The organism is Pleomorphochaeta naphthae, assembly GCF_055396005.1.
This window is the reverse complement of sequence record NZ_AP042457.1, coordinates 2,262,289-2,284,069: the sequence shown is the minus strand read 5'-3', so window position 1 is coordinate 2,284,069 and position 21,781 is coordinate 2,262,289. Positions and strand designations below refer to the sequence as shown.

General features: G+C 30.9%; 19 protein-coding genes and 1 tRNA gene. 13 read left to right on the top strand and 7 right to left on the bottom strand.

Going from position 1 to position 21,781, the window contains the following annotated elements:
- Positions 1-49 precede the first annotated feature (49 nt).
- A complete protein-coding gene (locus tag ACZ5SO_RS10460; RefSeq protein ID WP_464624481.1) occupies positions 50-589 on the top strand; it encodes a helix-turn-helix domain-containing protein in 540 nt (179 codons plus the stop codon).
- 85 nt (positions 590-674) lie between these two features.
- Here the strand turns inward: ACZ5SO_RS10460 and ACZ5SO_RS10455 are convergent, their stop codons facing one another.
- The gene (locus tag ACZ5SO_RS10455) at positions 675-1,985 is read right to left on the bottom strand and encodes a dicarboxylate/amino acid:cation symporter (RefSeq protein WP_464624480.1); all 1,311 of its coding nucleotides are present in this window, start codon (positions 1,983-1,985) and stop codon (positions 675-677) included.
- A gap of 843 nt (positions 1,986-2,828) precedes the next feature.
- On the opposite strand from ACZ5SO_RS10455, the gene ACZ5SO_RS10450 reads away from it, so the two are divergent.
- The 10 genes from ACZ5SO_RS10450 to ACZ5SO_RS10405 all read left to right on the top strand — a co-directional run bounded on the left by ACZ5SO_RS10450 (position 2,829) and on the right by ACZ5SO_RS10405 (position 13,881).
- Positions 2,829-3,608, top strand: a complete 780-nt coding sequence (locus ACZ5SO_RS10450) for an ABC transporter ATP-binding protein (protein WP_464624479.1) — start codon at positions 2,829-2,831, stop codon at positions 3,606-3,608.
- A 3-nt stretch (positions 3,609-3,611) separates the two neighbouring features.
- A complete protein-coding gene (locus ACZ5SO_RS10445; protein ID WP_464624478.1) occupies positions 3,612-4,442 on the top strand; it encodes an ABC transporter permease in 831 nt (276 codons plus the stop codon).
- 7 nt (positions 4,443-4,449) lie between these two features.
- On the top strand, positions 4,450-5,259 hold the full coding sequence (locus ACZ5SO_RS10440) for an ABC transporter permease (RefSeq protein WP_464624476.1): 810 nt from the start codon (positions 4,450-4,452) through the stop codon (positions 5,257-5,259).
- Between the two features lie 54 nt (positions 5,260-5,313).
- On the top strand, positions 5,314-6,444 hold the full coding sequence (locus ACZ5SO_RS10435) for an ABC transporter substrate-binding protein (RefSeq protein ID WP_464624474.1): 1,131 nt from the start codon (positions 5,314-5,316) through the stop codon (positions 6,442-6,444).
- Between the two features lie 80 nt (positions 6,445-6,524).
- Complete coding sequence (hydA, locus tag ACZ5SO_RS10430; protein ID WP_464624473.1) at positions 6,525-7,877, top strand: dihydropyrimidinase; 1,353 nt, start codon at positions 6,525-6,527, stop codon at positions 7,875-7,877.
- A 34-nt stretch (positions 7,878-7,911) separates the two neighbouring features.
- Positions 7,912-9,426 (top strand): NAD-dependent dihydropyrimidine dehydrogenase subunit PreA, encoded by a 1,515-nt coding sequence (gene preA / locus ACZ5SO_RS10425; RefSeq protein ID WP_464624472.1) that lies wholly within the window; start codon positions 7,912-7,914, stop codon positions 9,424-9,426.
- Positions 9,423-9,830 carry a hypothetical protein gene (locus tag ACZ5SO_RS10420; protein ID WP_464624471.1) on the top strand — a complete coding sequence of 136 codons (408 nt, stop codon included), beginning with the start codon at positions 9,423-9,425 and terminating at the stop codon, positions 9,828-9,830. The genes preA and ACZ5SO_RS10420 overlap by 4 nt, the downstream gene beginning before the upstream one ends.
- Before the next feature lie 31 nt (positions 9,831-9,861).
- Complete coding sequence (locus ACZ5SO_RS10415) at positions 9,862-11,124, top strand: allantoate amidohydrolase (RefSeq protein ID WP_464624470.1); 1,263 nt, start codon at positions 9,862-9,864, stop codon at positions 11,122-11,124.
- 12 nt (positions 11,125-11,136) lie between these two features.
- Positions 11,137-12,447: an aminotransferase class III-fold pyridoxal phosphate-dependent enzyme gene (locus ACZ5SO_RS10410; protein WP_464624469.1), complete on the top strand. Its 1,311-nt coding sequence runs from the start codon at positions 11,137-11,139 to the stop codon at positions 12,445-12,447.
- A gap of 282 nt (positions 12,448-12,729) precedes the next feature.
- Positions 12,730-13,881 (top strand): iron-containing alcohol dehydrogenase, encoded by a 1,152-nt coding sequence (locus tag ACZ5SO_RS10405; RefSeq protein WP_464624467.1) that lies wholly within the window; start codon positions 12,730-12,732, stop codon positions 13,879-13,881.
- A gap of 110 nt (positions 13,882-13,991) precedes the next feature.
- Here the strand turns inward: ACZ5SO_RS10405 and ACZ5SO_RS10400 are convergent.
- The 3 genes from ACZ5SO_RS10400 to ACZ5SO_RS10390 form a co-directional block, all read right to left on the bottom strand.
- Positions 13,992-14,065: transfer RNA gene (locus ACZ5SO_RS10400), tRNA-Asp, on the bottom strand.
- A 61-nt stretch (positions 14,066-14,126) separates the two neighbouring features.
- Positions 14,127-15,992: a heavy metal translocating P-type ATPase gene (locus ACZ5SO_RS10395; protein ID WP_464624465.1), complete on the bottom strand. Its 1,866-nt coding sequence runs from the start codon at positions 15,990-15,992 to the stop codon at positions 14,127-14,129.
- A 120-nt stretch (positions 15,993-16,112) separates the two neighbouring features.
- On the bottom strand, positions 16,113-16,424 hold the full coding sequence (locus ACZ5SO_RS10390; RefSeq protein ID WP_464624464.1) for an ArsR/SmtB family transcription factor: 312 nt from the start codon (positions 16,422-16,424) through the stop codon (positions 16,113-16,115).
- A gap of 173 nt (positions 16,425-16,597) precedes the next feature.
- Between ACZ5SO_RS10390 and ACZ5SO_RS10385 the strand changes: the two genes are divergently transcribed.
- Positions 16,598-17,506: a nucleotidyltransferase family protein gene (locus ACZ5SO_RS10385; protein ID WP_464624462.1), complete on the top strand. Its 909-nt coding sequence runs from the start codon at positions 16,598-16,600 to the stop codon at positions 17,504-17,506.
- 48 nt (positions 17,507-17,554) lie between these two features.
- Here the strand turns inward: ACZ5SO_RS10385 and ACZ5SO_RS10380 are convergent, their stop codons facing one another.
- The 3 genes from ACZ5SO_RS10380 to ACZ5SO_RS10370 all read right to left on the bottom strand — a co-directional run bounded on the left by ACZ5SO_RS10380 (position 17,555) and on the right by ACZ5SO_RS10370 (position 20,244).
- Entirely contained in the window at positions 17,555-18,460 is a 906-nt protein-coding gene (locus tag ACZ5SO_RS10380; protein WP_464624461.1) for a YitT family protein, read from the bottom strand.
- Positions 18,461-18,471: 11 nt separating this feature from the next.
- Entirely contained in the window at positions 18,472-19,047 is a 576-nt protein-coding gene (locus ACZ5SO_RS10375; protein WP_464624460.1) for an LOG family protein, read from the bottom strand.
- 69 nt (positions 19,048-19,116) lie between these two features.
- Positions 19,117-20,244 (bottom strand): aminotransferase class I/II-fold pyridoxal phosphate-dependent enzyme, encoded by a 1,128-nt coding sequence (locus ACZ5SO_RS10370; RefSeq protein ID WP_464624458.1) that lies wholly within the window; start codon positions 20,242-20,244, stop codon positions 19,117-19,119.
- 407 nt (positions 20,245-20,651) lie between these two features.
- Between ACZ5SO_RS10370 and ACZ5SO_RS10365 the strand changes: the two genes are divergently transcribed.
- On the top strand, positions 20,652-21,689 hold the full coding sequence (locus ACZ5SO_RS10365) for a fibronectin type III domain-containing protein (RefSeq protein WP_464624456.1): 1,038 nt from the start codon (positions 20,652-20,654) through the stop codon (positions 21,687-21,689).
- Positions 21,690-21,781: the final 92 nt, after the last annotated feature.

Below are 21,781 nucleotides of genomic sequence, written 5' to 3'. Positions count from 1 at the left end.
TTCCTATTTTGGCTTTTATATATTATTCTTTAAAAGAGTGAGGGAAAAATTGGATTTACAAAAAATTGGTGCAACCATAAAACGAATTAGACTAGCTGAAAGAAGGACACAGCAAGATATTGCAACAATGTGTGGACTTTCAAAAAGTTATCTTTCAAAAATTGAAAGTGGAACTGTTCTTCCTTCTTTGAGTGTGCTCGGTCAAATAGCTGATGCTCTTGGAACAAAAGTTTCTGTTTTAGTTGCACAAGAAGAAAAAATAAGTATTGTACATGAAGATGCCGAGCATGTGCTATCTAATTTATCAAAGACTTCAATGGGGTATAGTATATTCCCATTTGCAGCTAGTATTAACAATAAGAAAATTCAACCTTTTTTATTTGTTACTAAAAAATCTGAACATAAATTAAATAAAAATTCTCATGATGATGATGAATTTTTATATATATTATCTGGAGAAATGTTCCTAGAGATAGGAAGTAAAAAATATCATCTTCAAGAAGGAGATGGAATATTTTTCGATGCAAGAATCGAACATATGACGATACCAATTTCAGAAGAAGTTAGAGTATTAGATATTTTTTGCTAATTGAATTTTAAAAACAAAGTATAGATAAAATAAAGGTGTCACAAAAATTGTAACACCTTGTTTTTTTTAAATAACTAAAATTAAATTATTGAATGATAGAATCTTCTTCTAGCATGTTTAGTTTCTTTGCAACGAAAGTTGTACAAGTTAAGTCACCAAATACGTTAAGTGCTGTTCTTCCCATATCTAGGATAGCATCGATACCTAATATCAAAGCATAAGCACCAGCAATAGCTGTACCAGGTTGTATAGGCATTCTAACTTGTTGCATTACCATAGCTAACATAATAGCTCCAGCACCAGGAACTCCTGCAGTACCAATTGAAGCCAAAGTTGCTGTGACGATAATTAATCCCATATCACTTAAGCCAAACATTCCATGGCCTACTGATAAAGCAATAAATATAGCACAAACACCTTGATAGATAGCTGTACCATCCATATTAATTGTTGCACCTAGAGGTAGAGAGAAAGAATAAACTTCTTTTTTAACACCAAGTTCTTTAGCAGCTTCGATTGAAACAGGTAATGTTCCACTTGAAGAACGAGTAACAAAAGCTGTTAAGAAAGGACTTCTTGCTGATTTCCAGAATGTTGATAATTTGATTTTTCCAAGTTTTAAAATACTTGAGTAAACTAAAAGAATATGAAGTAGATAACCTAAGAAACAAGCAACAGTTACGATGGCTAATGAACCAGCAACAGCAGCACCTTGTTTAGCAAATACTCCACTAATTAATGCAAATACACCAATTGGAGCAAATTCCATGATTCCTTTGACCATTTTCATCATTATTTCAGCAAAACCATCGAATAAATCAAACATTACATTACCTATTCTGCTTAGTCTTTCATCTTCCGAAATTTTAAGATAAGAAACACTTAGTCCAAAGATAATTGCAAAGAAGATAATTTGAAGAATAGAACCTGAAGTTAGGGATGTGAAAATGTTTTGAGGTACTATTTCAGCAATAGTATTCCAAATAGAAACATCAGCAGTCTTACCGGCAGCTTCAGCCGCAATTGTAGCAGCAATTTGTGCGTTAGGTTTAAAGATAAATCCCATTAATAATCCAATAATAACAGCGATAGCTGATGTTATTAAATATATTCCAACAACTCTGATTCCAACTTTACCAAGATTTGCTGGAGAAACGGAAGCCGATCCAACAACTAGAGTGGAAAATACTATAGGAATTAAGATCATCTTTAGTAATCTTACAAAGATATTACCAAGCATTTGCAACCAACCAGGGATTGTAGTGATTCCGTTAGCAGCTAAAATAATACCTAAAACTGCACCAAGTATTAATCCAATTAAAATTCTGTACAAAAGATTAAAATTGAAATACCAACCAAATAACCTGTTTTTGCTAACAGGAGCTTTATTTGCCATAAAAACCTCCATAAATAGTTATTTACTAACAATTAATAGTAACATAAATTTATAAATTTGCAATTTAATTTATATCCTTATGTTATTTTATTTAGGGGGTATAATACTAGAATTTAGGAATAATGAAAAGTAGATATATAAAATTTCTGTAAAACTAAAAAGTAATTAAGCACTTTAAATTTATTTTTTTTTACTATTTCCTTTTAATATAGCTATTTAACTATTTAGATTTAATATTAACTCGATTAAATATTCTATATATTTTTAATTTGTATTACATCTTTTTGAATATTTTATAAAGTAATTTCGAGTTTATATTTTATTAAATAGTTTTTTTTTCTAATTGAAAATAATTAGCTAAGTTAAGATAAAATTATAATAATTACATAAATTTTGAATGGGGTTTCTTATATAAAAATTAAGGATTTCTGTGTTTTAAATTCTTAAAAATAAATAATAATTAAACAAGAAATTATAAATTTTTACGTTAATTTGAATAATTAAAAATATTTTTGTATTTTGAATTTAGTAAAATTTTACCAAAATTTATGCTTATGTATTTTGTTCCCTTGTAAATAATTATACATCATTATTTTTGTATTAATATTTTTAATTTTAATTTCTTTGAATATTTTTTTTAAAAAAAGTATTGACAAAAAAGTTTTTAAAAATATATGCTAATAGCATGAAGAGGCGATGGTGCCTAGTTAAAGAACTACCATCGTCTCTTTTTTATTTATTGGCTAAAACTATTTTTTGCAAACGAGAGCAAAGGCGCTTTATTTTAGAGCGACTTTGCTCTTTTTTTTATAAAACCAATTGATATGAGGGAATACAAAAATTATGGACAAAATAAGCATTGAAGATGAGATATTGATGAGTGACATTGGGATGAAATTTAATAGTGGACCGGAAGAAATTACAGCATTAACCAGTGTTTCTCTCAATATTAAAAAAGGCGAATTTGTATCATTAGTAGGGCCTTCAGGTTGTGGGAAAACTACTCTTCTAAGAATCATAGCAGATTTACTAACTCCAACATCAGGAAAGGTAAGTATTGGAGGGGTTAGTCCAAGAGAGGCAAGATTAAGTGGAAAATATGGAATGGTATTCCAAAGCCCAGTTCTTTATGAGTGGAGAACTGTCATAAAGAATGTTGAACTCCCTTTAGAAATAATGCGTGTATCACCTACTGAAAGATATGAAAGGGCACAAGAAATGCTTGAAATGGTTGGATTAAAAGATTTTGGCAACAGTTATCCAGGTCAGTTATCAGGAGGAATGCAACAACGTGTTGGTATTGCAAGAGCCTTAGTAATCCAACCTGAAATACTTTTGATGGATGAACCTTTTTCAGCTTTAGATGAATTTACAAGAGAACGTCTTCATGAAGATTTATTAAATATTTGGAGAAGGACAAATAAAACAATTGTTTTTGTAACTCATAATATTTCAGAGTCAGTATTCCTTTCAGATAAGATTTGTGTTTTATCACCACATCCAGGCCGTTTATCTGCTGTAGTTGATGTAGATTTTGAAAGACCTAGAAGAATGAATATTAAAAATACACAAGAATATACAGCTAAGGTTGTAGAAGTTAGATCATCCTTTGAGGGGGTATAGTTTATGAGTCAACTTAAAAAGAAGAAAGATTCAAACACGTTAGTTACTTTTGTTTGGGCTTTAGGCTTTTTTATTGTTTGGGAGATAATCGCTTTTTTTGTTGAAGCTTCCCCAAACATTCGTTCTCCTGAAAAAGTACTTCCACATTTTTGGAAAATAATAGCAACCGCCTTTGATCAAAAGAAGATAAATGGAAGCGAGAGTGCAATTCAATTAGTTTGGTTAAATGCAAAAGTTACTTTGATTCGATCTGCTCAAGGTTTTGCAATTGGTTCAGGGGTTGGCTTTTTATTAGCTCTTTTTATGAGCTTAACAAAAGTTATAAAAAAAATAGCTTTTCCTTACCTAATGATTATTCAAATGATTCCTATATTAGGAATGGCACCAATACTTTTATCATTTACAGGAGATATTGATTCTAGTCGTATAATTATCGCTGCAATTTTAACCTTTTATCCGGTAGCAACTAATACATTAGCTGGTATGGAATCTGTAGAAAGAGAAAAACATGAACTTATGTACTCTTATGCAGCAAGTAAATGGCAATTGTATACAAAGACATTAATACCAGCAAGTATTCCATACTTATTTACAGGTCTTAAAGTTTCAGCTCCTTTAGCGATTACAGCGTCAATTTTGGTAGATACTTTGCAAGGAGGAATAGGTTTAGGTTGTTTGTTATCTCAATCACTTAAAGGAGCAATGACGAGGTACGTATTTTGGCTGATTGTAGTAATTAGTGCAGCTATTGGTATTTTAAGTTATTTGTTAATGGGTTTAATTGAAGATGTTTTCTCAGGCCATAAGAAAGCTGAGAGGGCGTGCAAGAGGTAAGTAAATAATGAAGAGACAAGAAAATTTGAATTGGGAAAACATATCAACAATCTTATATCCTTTAATTTTTGGGATAGTTGTTTTTGCCTTATGGCAGGGAGGCATTCTAAACATATTATTAAATACAGATACAAACACACTTCCTTCCCCAAGCCGTATAAACGCTATAATTTTAGATAATAAAGCAAAAATATTACTAAATTTAAAAGCTACATTAATTGTTGCACTTCTCGGTTTAGTATTTGGGTCTTTAATAGGTTATGGCTTAGCAATCTTAGTTGCTCAGTATAAAAAATGGGGAGCTGGAGCTATAACACTTGCTTCAGCATTTAACGCAGTTCCAATAGTGGCTCTTGCCCCTGTTATGAATAACTTAACTAAACAAGTATCACCAAATGTAGATTTTAGATCAATGCTCGCAAAAACAATTGTTGTTATGGTTATTTGTATAGCAGGAATGGCAGTTAATGCATATAGAGGTTTAACAGAGTTAAAACCATTTGCTAAGGATTTAATGAAAACCTATGCTGCAAGTAATTTTACAGTTTTCAAAAAGTTATTATTTCCAAATAGCATTCCATACGTATTTACAGCACTAAAGGTTAGTCTTCCTGGAAGTATCATTTCTGCCTTAGTTACAGAGTATTTTTCAGAAAAAGTCATAGGTATAGGTCGTCAGATTCGTGAAAACATTGTAACGGCACAATTTGCAACTGCTTGGGCATATATTATCGTTTCCTGCTTAATAGGAATATCTTTATATGTACTTTTGCTTTTTGTAGAAAATGCTGTCATGAAAAATAGAAATAGAAAATAAGGGTAACCGTACCGAAACGGTTTATAAAAATTTTAATAGAGAGGGATTAAAAGAATGGAAAGAAAAAAACTTAAAAAGGCTGTATTTATTACAGTTGTTGCTGCTGTTATTTTTGGGTTTACATCATGTAGTAAAGAAGAAGCTACTCCAGTAAAGGAGAGTGGAGTAACTTCTGAAAGTACTGCAACTTCAGAAACTGTGAAAACTGATAAAGATCGTATTTTAGAAGCTGCAGCTGAAGGTAAAATTGGTAACTGGGGCTTAGGTAATGAATATGAAATCCTTGCCTTATTGGCAAAATATGATCAACCTCTTGAATTCTTAAGTCAAGACTTTACTATGGATGGTTTTGATGATGGATCAATTACATTAGCATCAGCTATGACTTATAACGAATTAGGTTTAGTAAAAAATGATTATGATGGAGCCTATGGTTATGGAGATAGTATCGGTTATATCGATATGAACGATGAAGGGGTTGCTATGTTAGAAGATAACCTTTTCACAACTAAAGAATTTGCTGAAGCTAATCCAAACACTGTTAAAGCTTTCATTTATGCATCTCTTAAAGGTTGGGCTGATGCTTGTGCTAATCCACAAGAAGCAGCAGAAGTTGTATTTAAATATGGTTCATCAGTTTCATCTGAACATCAATTATACATGGCTAATGAAGTAAAAAAACTTGTTGAAACAGATACTAAAGGAAATACTGTTTCTAACTATGGATACATGGATGATGAAGCAATTCAACAAACTTTAGAATTAGCTCAAACTTATATCAAACTTGATGATAGTCAAGCAGCTGAAAAGCTAGCTAGTTTAACTCTTGATGATATCCGTGATATTTCATATTGGGAAGCTGCTACAAAATCACTTGACGGAAGCGATTTAGGAACCCCAGAAAAAACAGATGTAAAAATTCAACTTAAATGGTTACCTCAAAGTCAATTTATGGGTTATTACATGGCCCTTGATAAAGGATATTACGATGAAGTTGGTTTAAATGTAACGATCACACCAGGTGGTGGTGATATTGCTGAAACAACTGCTGTATATAACGGTACAGTTGATTTTGGAGTTACTTGGGTTTCTAATTTGATTTCTGCTAATGCTGCAGGTATGGGGCTATTAGAAGTCGCTCAAATTTATCAACGTTCAGGTTTACTTTTAGTTTATAAGAAATAATCATCAAAAATTAAATTCAAATATGGCAGTAAATATTCTGTCATATTTGAAGGGTTTTATTAAAAAGAGGTTTGATTAATATGGATTTAATAATAAAAAATGGAATGATAGTAACTCCATCTGAAACGTATAAAGCAGATATAGCTGTAAAGGATGGAAAAATTGTTAAAATAAGTAGTGAGATAACATCTGATGCTTCTAAAGTAATTGATGCTCAAAATAAATATATTTTACCAGGTGCAATTGATGCACACACTCATTTAGCAATGCCTTTTGGGGGGACAATTTCCGCAGATGATTATTTTGCTGGGACAAGGGCAGCATCTTGTGGTGGTACAACTACTGTTTTTGATTTTGCGTTGCAAGATTTTGATGAAAAAATGGTTGATACAATTAAAAGACGTGATAGCATCGCTTGTAAACAAGCAGCTGTAGACTATGCTTTTCATATCGGAGTAAAAGACATTCACGGTGAATTATTAGATTCTATGAAAGATGCTGTTGAATATGGTGTTCCAACCTTTAAAGTCTTTATGGTTTATGATTTTGGAGTTTCCGACGGTGTTTTTTATCAAGTACTTCAAAAATCAAAAGAAATAAATGCCATGATTTCTGTACATGCGGAAAATAATGAAATGGTAAATTATAATGTAGAGAAGTTTTTATCAGAAGGTAAAAAAAGTCCTTGGTATCATTATTTATCTCGACCTGAATTTGTTGAAGCAGAAGCAGATATGAGAGCAATTCAATGGGCGAAGGCCACAGGGGCTAAATTATATATAGTCCATCTTGCAAATGAAGAAGGGGTAAAAGCTGTTACAAAAGCAAAAGAAGATGGCTATCCGATTTATGCAGAAACTTGTCCACAATATTTAAATTTTACGAATGAAGTATATAAAAGGGAAGATGCTAGAAATTTTGTATGTTCTCCTCCAATAAAAGGACAAAAAAGCCAAGATGCACTATGGAAAGCCATAAAAAGAGGCGATATAGATGTAATTGCTACAGACCACTGTCCATTTATGCAAAGCGAAAAAGATTGGGGTATAGATGATTTTACTAAAATACCGAACGGCTGTGCTGGAGTTGAAAATATGTATCCTTATATGCTTAGTAAAGCAAATTCAGGTGAAATAAGTTTTAATAAAGCTGTTGAGCTTTGTAGCTCAAATCCTGCTAAAATATTTGGTTGTTCTCAAAAAGGTAGTCTTTCAGTAGGTAAAGATGCAGATATTGTTATATACGATCCAAACAAAGATTTTACAATTACTTGTGAAGGTATGCACTCTGATTATGATCATACAATTTGGGAAGGAGTTTCACTTCACGGTTATCCTGAGATGACTTTTTCTAGAGGCAGAATGGTTTATAAAGATGGTCAATTTTTAGGCGAAGCTGGATACGGTAAATTTGTAAAAAGAAAACTATCGTAACTTAAAAAAAAGATTATAAAAAAGGATTTAAAATATGGATAGTTCCGTTTTTCTAAATAAATTATCATCAAATGAAGCAAATAGATGCTTACTCTGCATTGATGCTCCATGTACAAAAGCTTGTACATCATCCAATAATCCTGCAGCAATGCTTTTTTCTCTACGCTTTGAAAATACAGGGGTAAAAGACTATTTTGATGGAGAAAAATGTAAAGATTGCGATGCCAAATGTGAAAGTGCCTGTGTACATTATGACTTTCCAATTAGGATTAAGAAAACTGCTTTAGCTTTAGAAAACCGTGATTTAATTTCAAGGAAAGCAAATTTAGAGTGCACATTTTTAGGTATCAAATGTGAAAATCCATTTTTTCTATCTTCTTCTGTTGTTGCTAGTAATTATGAAATGTGTAGAAATGCTTTGGAAATGGGTTGGGCTGGAATAGTTTTTAAAACTATTGGTTTTTTAACTCCTAAAGAAGTTTCTCCTAGATTTTCAGCTATTAAAAAAGAATCTACACCTTTTGTAGGATTTAGAAATCTAGAACAGATTGCAGAACATGAACTTAGTGAAAATCTCAAATTTATTTCAGATTTAAAAAGAGACTTCCCTAACAAAGTAATTGTATCCTCTATAATGGGACAAAGCGATGAAGAATGGACTCAATTAGCTAAATTATCTCAAGAAGCAGGGGCAGACATTATAGAGTGTAATTTTTCCTGTCCACATATGAGCGGAAATGGATTAGGATCTGATGTAGGTCAAAGTCCATCCCTTGTTAAGCATTATTGTGAGTGTACAAGAAAAGGAACAACCCTTCCTATTTTAGCTAAAATGACACCTAATATAGGGCATATGGAAATTCCTGCAATCAGTGCGATAGAAGGTGGAGCTGATGGAATTGCTGCTATTAATACAATAAAAAGTTTGTCAGGGTTTGATTTATCAGACATGACTTCTCAACCAAATATTAAAGGTAAATCTTCAATTTCAGGCTATTCTGGAAAAGCTATAAAACCTATTGCATTAAGATTTATTAGTGAATTATCTAGTTGTAAAGAATTAGAAGGTGTTCCAATTAGTGGTATGGGTGGAATTGAAAACTGGAAAGATGCTTTAGAATTTATTGCTCTTGGTTGTGGAAATGTACAAGTAACTACATCAGTTATGCAATACGGCTATAGAATCATTAAGGAGCTAAAAGCTGGCTTATCTACCTATATGTATAACAACAAAATAGAATCTATTTCAAGCCTTGTTTCAATGGCAAAAGAAAATATAGTTTCATCACAAGAGCTGGATAGAGATACGATTGTTTATCCAATTTTTAATAGTGATAAATGTTTAGGCTGTGGTCGTTGTTATATTTCTTGTAGTGATGCAGGTCATCAAGCAATTGAGTTCGATTTTAAGACAAGAAAACCAAAGTTGTTAGGAAATAAATGTGTGGGTTGTCATCTTTGTAAACTTGTTTGTCCAGCAGATGCTATAAAAGAGAGTAGACGTATAAATAAAATAAAATCAACCCTTGTACAGGAGGGTATTGTATGAGCAATAGATTGAGGAAAGCTAAAAAAATAAAGCTTTCAAGTTTAATACCAACTGAAAATTTTAGGATAGTTAGTATAGAACTTAGAGATATGCCCTGTGGGATAACTGAAATTCCAGTTACCATAGAGTTTAATAAAAAAAACAAACCCCCATATAAAAAACTTATGGTGGGAGGCTTATTTATTCATGGTTTTGTAAGAATGAATAATGAGCTTAGTAAAATTAATGGTGAAGAATATAGAAGGGGGGATGGTTCTGATTTAATTAAAAGAATTTATCTTACCGATTGGGATGGGGCCTTTTTATTATCTCTAGCATTAAACAGTGGTGGAGAATTTATATATGCAGTTACAAGTGAAGAAGTTGATCAACTTATCATAAATTGTATACACCCAAATGAATGAGAAAAATATTTATATAATGGAGGAAATGGTTATGTATAAATGTAGTTTGGAGAGAATGACAGACAAAATTGATACTTTCGCAAAATATGGTGATGCTGGACATGGGGGAATAACACGTTATTCACTATCTCCTGAAGCTATAGCGGCTAGAGAGGAGTTTATCAAACGAATGGAAGCAATTGGTGCTATAATTGAAGTCGATGATGTAGCAAATTTATATGCAACAATTGAAGGAAGTGATCCAACTGCCAAACGTATAGTAATGGCCTCACATATTGATTCGGTAACTAATGGGGGAAATTATGATGGTATTTTAGGAGTAATCAGTGCTATGGAGACTCTTGAAACTGTTGTTAAAGAAAACATCCCACATAAACATCCTTTAACTGCTATGGTTTGGACAAATGAAGAAGGCTCTCTATATCCTCCTGCTATGATGTGTTCAGGAATAGTATGTTATGATTATCTTCCAGATAGTATTAAAGAAAAGTTTAAAAAAGAAGATATGCTCGCTACAAAAGATGTTTTAACAGGTACCACTACTTTTGGTGAAGCTTTAGAAAAATCTGGTTTTAAAGGTGAAGAAAAATATAGATTGAGTAGGGAAAAATATCAATATATGTTTGAAACACATATAGAGCAAGGTCCAATTTTGGAAGATGCAAATAAAGATGTTGGAGTTGTAGACTGTGTTCTTGGAATGTTTAATTATCGATTAAAATTTTATGGACAAACAACACATGCTGGAACTTTTCCAATGCCAAAGAGAAAAGATGCATTTTACGCAGCTGCTCAAGCATTAATGTATTTACACAGCGAAATTGACAAATTAGGATATCCTGAACTTGTATATACAACAGGAGAAGTTGAGTGTCATCCTTGTGTTCACACTTGTGTTCCTGACTATTTTGACTTTTGTATTGATGTACGCCATGAAGATCCTAAAGTCTTAGATCAAGTTTTAGCAATTGTAAAAAGTTGTGCAGATAAAGAGTGGAGTGGTTGTAGTTGTTCTGTAGAAAAAGCTTGGAACCGTGATACAGTTTATTGGGATAAAAAACTAGTTTCATATGTAGAAGAAGCGGCTAAAGAATCAGGAGTTTCTTACCAAATAATACATTCTGGAGCAGGTCATGATGCACAATTTGCTTCATACATGATTCCTTCAACAATGATATTTGTTCAATCTAAAGATGGTTTGAGCCATTGTGAACCTGAATACTCATCTTATGAACAATGTACAGCCGGTGCAACTGTGATGATGAATGCTGTATTAAAAGCTGATAAAGACTAAAGGATTAATGTGATGAATGGAAAAGAAATAACTCAAAAGCTTAAAAAATATAATCTTCAATCTTGGAGTAAACAAAAAGATATTAATCCTATTGCTGTTGAAAAAGCTGATGGAATATATTTTTGGGATTATGATGGAAATAGATATACAGATATGTCTTCCCAATTAGTAAATCTTAATGTTGGATTTAATAATAAAGCGATTTCAGATGCAATAAAAGCAAAAGTTGATCAATATTGTTTTGTTGGACCAAGTTATGGTGATATATCTAGAGCCACATTAGCAGAAAAAATTATTTCACTTCTTCCTGACAATTTTGGTAAAGTGTTTTTTACTAATGCAGGAGCTGATGCGAATGAGAATGCAATTAAGATAGCTCGTATGTTTACAGGCAGAAATAAAATTATGAGCCGGTACAGAAGTTATCATGGTTCAAGTTTTGGGGCAGGTAATTTAACAGGAGAACCTAGGAGATTTGCACTAGAGCCAGGAATTCCAGGATTTGTGAAATTTTTTGATCCCTATATATATAGAGAGAAAATACCCTTTGAAAGTGAAGAAGATGCAGTTGAGTATTATATAGGTAAATTAGAAGAGCAAATTCAATATGAGGGTAGAGATGCAATTGCTGCCATAGTAATGGAAACTGTAACAGGTTCTAATGGTGTAATAATCCCTCCTAAAGGTTATATGAAAAAAGTTCGTGGGCTTTGTGATAAATATGGGATCTTATTAATATTTGATGAAGTTATGGCAGGTTGGTATAGAACAGGAACTTGCTTTGCTTTTGAAAATTTTGATGTAGTTCCAGATATTGTAACTTTTGCAAAAGGTGTTACTTGTGGGTATGTTCCTCTAGGTGGTGTAGCAGTTACCTCTAAAATTGCTTCCTACTTTGATGATAATTTATTATCTTGCGGTCTTACCTATAGCGGACATCCATTAGCCTGTGCTGCGGGAGTTGCTTGTGTTCAATACTATGAAGATGCTAATATCAAAGAAAATGTCAAACTATCTGGAGACTATCTTGCTAAGAGACTTGAAGAAATTAAGCTAAAATATGATGTAGTTGGAGACGTAAGGCATATTGGTTTATTTTCCTCAATTGAATTAGTTAAAGATAAAAAAACGAAAGAACCTTTAGTTGAATATGGGTATGATAAAGATGGGGTTATGAGTTCAATAATTGGAAAATTAAAGGCAAAGGGATTTATGACGTATTCACATGAAAATATGATTTTCGTTAATCCACCTTTAATTATAACTCCTGAGCAAATTGAAGAAGAACTTATGAAAGTGGAAGAAGTATTGGCAGAACTATAATTATATTAGGAGAGGTTTTATACTCTCCTATAATTTTAATTTATTTTAGAAAAATTCTAAATAAATATCAAAGATGATAGAAAGTATAATAAATTACTTTATCATCTTTTTTTAAAGATAAAGAAAAGTAAGATATACAAAATTTAGTTTATATTTAGCTTTTATTTAAAGATGTGAAAGAAGTTAAATATATTAATAGTTTAATTGAAGTTTTTAATTAATACTTGATTATTTAAATAAACAAATATTAATGATAGATAAAAACTTTCACTAGGGGGAAAAATGTCAACACAATTTGCTACTGCAAAATGGTCAATTTTAGGGGATAATGCCTTAATAAATTCTGGAAAGCATATTGCGAAGCTAGGTACTAGATGCTTGATTATTACAGGAAAACACATAACTAAGATAGAAATTCTTAATAAAGTTATAGATTTATTAGATTCTAATTCGATTGAATATGTAGTTTTTAATGATATTACAGGGGAACCTACCGATATAATGATAGAAGAAGCAGTTGAAGTATATAAAAGAGAAGATTGCGATTTCATAATAGGACTTGGTGGAGGCTCTCCTTTAGATAGTGCCAAAGCCTGTGCTGCAATGAGTACTCTAGATGGTAAAATTTCCGATTATGTAGGAAAAGAAATTTCAGGTGATTTTCCACCTATTGTTTTAATACCAACAACAGCTGGAACAGGTAGTGAAGTCACAAAATTTACCATAATAACAAATACAAAAACTGATGTTAAGATGTTGTTAAAAGGCGATGATTTAATTCCTACTTTAGCAATAGTTGATCCAGTTTTAACTCATTCGGTTCCAAAGAGTGTAACAGCTGCAACAGGAATTGATGCCTTGACTCATGCTGTAGAAGCTTATACTTCAAAATGTGCAAATCCTATAACAGATATGTTTGCTTTGTCTGCAATAAAGCGTATTTTCAAATATCTTCCAATAGCTTATATAGATGGAAATGATGCTACTGCAAGAAGTGAAATGGCAATGGCATCGTATGAGGCAGGGATTTGTATCAACAATTCATCTGTAACAGTAGTTCATGGAATGTCACGTCCAATTGGAGCCCTCTTTCATGTTCCTCATGGGATATCTAATGCAATGTTAATTACTCATTGTTTAGATTATGTATTAGATGGCTGTTACAGTAGATTTGCCATAATTGCCAAAGAAATTGGAGCTGTTGAGAATATAGAGAATGAGGAATTAGCTGCTATCAAATTTATAGTACAACTTAAGAAATTACTTAAGATGGTAGAAATCCCTAGTATAAGAGAATATGGAATTGATATGGAACTCTTTATGTCTCAAATTGATAAGATGTCTAATGATGCACTAGCAAGTGGAAGTCCAGCAAATACTAGAAAATATTTAGAAAAAAAAGATATCTTAGAAATTTACAAAAATGCTATATAGAAAAACTAATATAATCAATTAATCTTACAAACTAATTACCCTTTATCATTGAGGGTAATTAGTTTTATTAAATAAAAAAAAATCCTTACTAAAAAGTAAGGATTATATTTCGAGAGCGACGGGGATCGAACCCGCGATCTTCGGCGTGACAGGCCGACGCGATAACCATCTTCGCTACGCCCCCAAAAGACAAGTGTTAACCTATAGAATTTTTGACTTATTGTCAATAGGGAAAAAGTAAAAAGTTAAATATCTTTAGACTTAAAACTTAATAGTCTCAGAGCATTTAAGATAGCTATGAAGGTAACACCCACATCAGCAAACACAGCAGCCCACATGTTAGCCATACCAAGAGCCCCTAGAAACATGATTAAGAATTTAACTCCTATAGCAAAAAAAGCGTTCTGTTTTACAATAGTCATTGTTTTTTTAGATAGCTTAATAACGGAGGATAAACTACTTATTTGCTCTCCCATAATAACAACATCACTAGCTTCTATTGCAGCATCGCTTCCTGCAGCACCCATAGAAATACCAACTTCACTTAGGGCTAAAGATGGAGCATCATTAATCCCATCTCCTACAAAAGCAACAGAATGGCCTTTTTTTATAATTTTATCAAGTTCTCTAACTTTATCTTCAGGAAGTAAGTTTGCCTTAAAGGAAGAAAGGCCTAAATCAGAGGATACTTTTTTTGCATTTTCCCAATTATCGCCACTCAACATAATTAAATTATTGATTCCATTTTTCTTAAGTTGTTTAATTGTAGCTTTACTATTTTTCTTAATCTTATCTCCAATAGAAATAATAGCTTTGAACATATTATCAATTGCAATGTAGATTAGGGAATTTGTTAAATCAATATCATCATATGATTTAACTTTTATATTATTGTCTTCTAATAAAGCTTTTTTACCAATAAGTATAACTTTATTATTAACTGTTGCCTTTAATCCTTTACCAGCAATTTCTTCTACATTAGTGGCAACAAAGTCATTTTTAGTGTAGTTTTCACTCATTTTTATGTTTTCAAATTCTTTCACAATTGAAATAGCTATAGGGTGATTAGATAATTTCTCCACACTTGCAACGTAATTTAAGAGGGTGTTTTTATCAATATCTTCAACTTTTATATCTGTAATAGTAAACTTACCTTCAGTTAGGGTTCCAGTTTTATCAAAAACAATTGTATCGACTTTTGCTAAGTTTTCTAAATAAATACTGCCTTTTACAAGAACGCCTTTTTTAGAAATAGCACCAATACCACTAAAATAGGAGAGTGGAATTGATACAACAAAGGCACAAGGACAAGAAACAACTAAGAACATTAAAGCTCTATATATCCAAGTTGAATAAGGAATACTTGGAGCAAATAAAGGAGGGATAGTTGCAAGAAGCAAAGCAGAATATACAACAATTGGAGTATAATATTTTGCAAATTTCTTAATAAAAATTTCATTATGAGATTTTTTTTCGTTAGCTGATTCAACTAAGTTCAGAATTCTTGCAATTGTAGAATTTTCATAAGTTTTATTTACTTCAATAGTTATAGGTGAGTTAATATTTAAACTTCCACTTAAAACAGTTGTATTTTCCATTACATCAAAGGGAAGAGCTTCGCCTGTGAGAGGAGAAACATCAAGAGAAGAAGTTCCTTCAATAACAATTCCATCTAGGGGAATTCTTTCTCCCGGTTTAACTAGAATTATATCTTTAACTTTTACTTTTTCGGGTTCAATATCAACTATTTTACCATCTATAATACGATGAGCAATCTCACTTTTTAAACTCATTAAGCTTTTTATAGAACGTTTAGATTTATTAATGGCATATTGTTCAAATGTTTCTCCAATTTGATAAAACAATAATACTGCTACACCTTCGCTAGAACTTCCAATAATAAAAGCTCCAATTGAAGCGACAGCCATTAAAAAAGTCTCATCTAAAAAATATCCTTTGAATATATTTTTTATTGCTTTTAGCACAATATCGTATCCAATTATAATATATGAAATGAGCATAAAATATAATTTTAAACTTCTAAACAAAGTTAAGCCTAAGATAAATAAAATTAGCGAAATAATAATTCTTGGTATTCTAGGAATTTTCATAAAAAATAGTCCTTTATTTTATATGAATAGATATTCATATGTTGATTAAAAAAATATATGAGATAATTCTCATATATCTCTGACTCTGAATATACATGAATATTTATTCATATGTCAATACTAATCTTCATTTTTTTTATGATTCATGTGTTCTATTGCTATTTTTATTATTTCTTCAACATGGTCATCATCAAAGGAATAAAAAACATTTTTTCCTGACTTTTTAGCTTTTACTACTTTTGCATTTTTTAGAATTTTTAGTTGATGAGATATTGCAGATTGTTCCATGTCTAATTTTTTTGTTAAATCATTAACACATAATGGTCCGTTCCCAAGTTCTAGTATTATTTTCATTCTTGTAGAATCTCCTAGGACCTTAAAAAATAGACAACAAGAGTCGAAATCGGCCAATATTTCTTTTTTTCCAATCATATTTTTTCCTTTTCTTGATAGTCGTATTGTACTACTAAAAATTATTAATTGTCTATAAAATATATAATTTGCACTAAATCATAAATTATTTGTTAATTCTTACTTTTAATTTGACCGCAATAATGATACTTGTTAAACTAGTTTTATTAGAATAGATAAATTAGGAGAGTTAGATGAAACCAACATTAGTAGTATTGGCAGCTGGAATGGGATCAAGGTATGGCGGTGTTAAACAAATTGATTCGGTAGGCAAGAATGATGAAACCTTATTAGACTTTGGTGTTTATGATGCAATGAAAGCTGGGTTTGGTAAAGTTGTTTTTATCATTAGAAAAGATATAGAAAAAGACTTTAAAGAAAGACTTTTTGATCGAGTTAGTAGGAATATGGATGCTGAATATGTATTTCAATCAATTGATTCTTTACTAACTGACGAACAAATTGAATTGAGTAAGGATAGAACTAAACCTTGGGGAACAATCCATGCTGTTCTTTGTGCTAAAGATGTAGTTAAAGAGCCTTTTTGTGTTATAAACAGTGATGATTATTACGGTAGAGAAGCTTTTGAAATTATGGCAAAGCACCTATCTCAATTGGAAAAAGATAGTACAGAACATGCTTTAGTTGGTTATGTTCTTGAAAATACAATGAGTAAATCAGGTAGTGTCTCTCGTGCTGTATGTACTGTTGAAGATGGTTATTTAGTAAGTATGAAAGAGAATACTAAGATTGAATTTGTTGGAGATAAAATCATTAGTCATTTAGATGGTAAAGATATTGAAATGACAGGAAAAGAATGGGTCTCTATGAATTTCTTTGGTTTTTCAGCACGGGCTTTTGATTCGTTTTCTAAGTATTGGGATTCTTTTATAAAAGAAAATGTTACAACTGAAAAAACTGAATGTTATTTACCTGAAGGAGCAAGTGAAATTGTTAAATCTAATCAAGGTAAGTTAAAATTTTATACTACAAATGAAAAATGGTTTGGAATGACTTATAGTGAAGATCGAGACAATGTAAAAAAAGAATTGGATAAGAAAATTAAAGAAGGATATTATCCTGAAAAACTTTGGGAAAAATAAGAAATATAAACCGTTGACTTTTTGGTTTTTAAGGTCAACGGTATTTTTTTATATATGTTTTGTTTTCCAAGCAGCTTTTTCTATAGGAGTAAAACCTTCCCCCATTACTTGATAAGCATCATGAACTATTACAAAGGCGTTTTTATCAATTAGATGAATTTGATTTGTTAATCTTCCAATTTTATTATTGGGCATGACTGTCATAATTACTGGCCTTTCGTAATTGGTATATAACCCTTTACCTTCTAAAATAGTACCACCATGGTCTAAATCTTTTAGTATAACATTTTTAATTTCATCTCTTTTGTCACTTATTATATATATAGTTTTAGAACTATAACTTCCAAAGCCAAGAAGAACTTTATCAATACCAACACTTGTAATATATATTGTTATAATTGCGTAAAGCGCTGCCTCAATACCAAATATAAATATGCTGCATGTTACTATTATTGCATCTATAGTAAACATAGCATTTCCTAAAGTTAAAAAAGTATATTTTGATAAAATTTGAGCTAGAATATCAGTTCCACCTGTATTAGCACCACTTTTCATAACAAACCCAAGGCCAGCACCAAAAAAGATACCACCAAAAATAGCAGAAAGTAAGTATGAAACATGATTTTCATAACTGATAATTCCATCAGCACCAATCATTTTTGTAAGAAAGATAGTAAATCCTGAATATAGAATGGTTCCTAGTAATGATTTTAAACCATACTCTTTTCCAAAGATTAATAAACCTATGAAAAAAAGGGGAATACTTAAGATAAAAATTGAAGTACCTACATCAAAATTTAAAGTGTGATACAAAATAATCGCTATACCTGTAACCCCACCGTTTGCAATTTTTGCGGGGTTTGCAAATAAAACAACGCCTAGAGATGTTAATAATGTACCAATGATAATGTAAAAATATTCTAATAATTTATATCTCGTTATTTCCCTTTTCATAATATTTACTCCTAAATTTTAGTACTAATCTCTAAGTTTCTAGTTCGCATCATTTTTACAAGAACTTCAATATCATCAGAGATTGACAAGCAATCAAGAATATCCTTTTTCATGAAACCTTTTTCGCATGCTTTTATTAGAAATTCATATAGGGGTGTATAAAAATTATCAATATTAAGTAAGCCAATTGGTTTTGTGTGGATATTTAGTTGTAACCAGGTATATGTTTCAAAAAATTCTTCATATGTGCCAATACCTCCCGGCATAGCAATAAAAGCATCACTTCTTTTATACATTTCTTTTTTTCTTTCATGCATGTCAGTCGTAATTATCCTTTCAGTTTCAACATTTCTATTACAGACTTGTGGTAAGTTTAATCGTTTAGGTAAAACCCCAATTACTTTAGCTCCATTTTCATAGGCAGTAGAGGCCACTAGACCCATTAATCCTATATTCCCACCTCCATAAATTAAAGTCATTTTTTCCTTGGCAATATATTTTCCAACATTAATTGCCACCTCACTAAAAATTGGATTATTTCCTTTTGAAGATCCACAAAATATAGCTAAATTGTTTATAATATTCATGAGTTCAACATACAGCATTCCAAGATGAATGTTCAAGATATGATTGAGATAATAGGAAGAGGTAAAGAATTAATTAGATACATATTTTTTATCAATTAAGAACTCTTCAAATTTTTTTAGACTTGTTGCAAAATTATTTCTTCCAAAACCCATTCTAAAATAATTACCTTTAAAAAAATAAATATTAGCAGGTAATAATAGGACACCTTTTTCCTTTACTAAAGTGTCACAAAAATCTTCTATTGGTTCTTCTATTTTCATTTTCAAAAAACCTACAGGACCTGCCATTGGCTTATTGAATTTAAAAAGTGTTGAGTACTTATTGAAAAAGACTTCAGCTATTTCGATATTTTTTTGTATTAATTTTAAATTTTTTTGTAAAATTTCATCTCCATGGTTTAAAGCAATTGTCGCTAAAAATTCACTTGGGGCACTAGAGCAAATGCTAGTGTAATGTTTCATTTTTGTTAGTTTGTCTAAAATTATTGCATCTTTTGTGGCAATCCACCCGATTCTAAGACCAGCTAACCCATAAGATTTAGACATTACACCAAGAGATATTCCTTTTTCATATAAATCGGCTAACCAAGGTCTTTTAATTCCATCTAACTCAAGACCTTTATAAACTTCATCACAGAAAATATAAATATTATGTTTTTTTGCAATTTCTACTATTTTTTCTAATTCTTCTTTTTTGAAAGTATATCCTGTTGGATTATTTGGAGAATTTAAGACAATTAGTTTAGTATTTGGTTTTATAAGTTTTTCAAGCTGATTTAGATTTATAGACCAATTTTCTTCATTTTCCTCAAGTTCCCATTTAGAAGTTTCACAACCAATTGTTTTAGCCACTTCGAATAAGGATTGATAAATAGGAAATTCATATATTATATGGTCTTTTTTGTCTAAGAGGATATTCATAAAATTAAAGATAGCTTCTTGAGCTCCTGTATGAATTAAAATATCATTTTCATCTATAGTGTTAAATAAAGATGCAACTTGTTTTCTAAGTTCAATATCACCGTTAACTTCAGTGTACCCTAAATTTTGAGTCATAAATTTTTCTTTGGCTCCGATTTCATAAGATAAAAGTTCTTCTATATTCATTGATTGACAATCTGATTGTGTTAATAAATATGGTGCTGTAAATTCGTATTTATTAAAAAACACTTCTAATTTAAAATCTTCTATTTTCATTTTTATCCCTTACGTTTGTTTAGTTAATTTCAGGAATATATTATACCTAAATAATTATTTTTCTAATAGCTTTTTTATAGATTAGATTGATTTAATCAAATTTGTAAAATTTTTATATTTGAAGTAGTATGTATTTATTATATTTAAACATTGATTTTTAAAAATAAAGAATTATAATAAAAATATAGAATAAACCTTAGCTTTTTCTATATTTATTGCTATAATGTAACTAAGTAAATATATTAGTTTAATTTAATTGATAGGTATAATTATTGTACATAAAATGATAATTTTAGTTGTTTGGATTATATAATTAATGTATTATATATTATAGAGATATAATATATTCGTCTATATTTGAAAAAAAATAAGGAGAAAGGGTCATATTGTCCCTAAATATTAGCATTATGAAAAAAAGAATTATTACGCTATTAGCTTTATTAGTATTGTTACCTGTCATGGTTTTTGCAACTGATGTAGTTATTACATGGCAATGGATGCTTGATGATCCACAGGTTACCGGTTTTAGATATCAATTAAATGGAGAAGATCCTGAAGGTTGGACAGTTGTTGATGGAATGACTTCTTCTTGTGTTTTTGAAAATTTAGATAGTTCTAAAGAATATACTCTATATCTACAACAAACATATGATGGTGTTAATTGGTCTCCAAGTGCAGTTTCAACTGCTATGCCAGTCGTTGTAGCCGATGATACTATGGTAGAAGAGCCTGCTGCAATGGATGATGCTATGGTAGAAGAATCTCAAGAAGTTGCAATGGTAGATGAAACGACAGAAGAAGTTGTAGATGCAGCAAGTGAAGATAAAATGATGGCTGAAGAAGAAGTTGTAGATGCAGCAAGTGAAGAAATCACAGGTGATGAACAAAAGAAAGATAAAAAATCATCATATTATACAAGTATTTCATTAAGAGGTTCTGGTGTTTATGCTCTTAATGCTATTTCAGGAAATATTCCTTATGATAATTTAAGTGCAAGTGTTGGTATTGGCTTAGGTTTCAATAATATCTTTAAGATATCTAGTGTTGGTTTTGGATTAAATGTTAATGCAGATTACATTTTAGCTCCATATGATGGACAAGCATTAAATTCCTTAAATTCATTCTTCACAGATACATCTATTACAGATTATAGTTTGAGAGTTACATTAGCTCCTGAAATGGAATTCAATGTAGGTAGAGTTGTTGTTAACTTTGCAGGTTTAGTAGATGCAACTTTAGTTGATTTCCCATATGTTGGTACTTTAGACATAGATGAAGACTTTGCCTCAACACATATCTTACTAGGTTATGGTGGACAATTTGGCTTAGCATTTAAAGTTAATGACCATTTCCAAATTGGTACAGATGCTAAGTTTAGAAGATTTGGTGGTTTAGATGGAGAATGGGGTGTTGAAGTAACACCAGCTCTTGTATTAACATTTTAATTAATTGATAAATAAAGATTTGGGTCAGTTTTATTTCTGACCCTTTTCTTATCTTTTCTTTAGGAAAGTGAATATATGATACCTTGACCAAA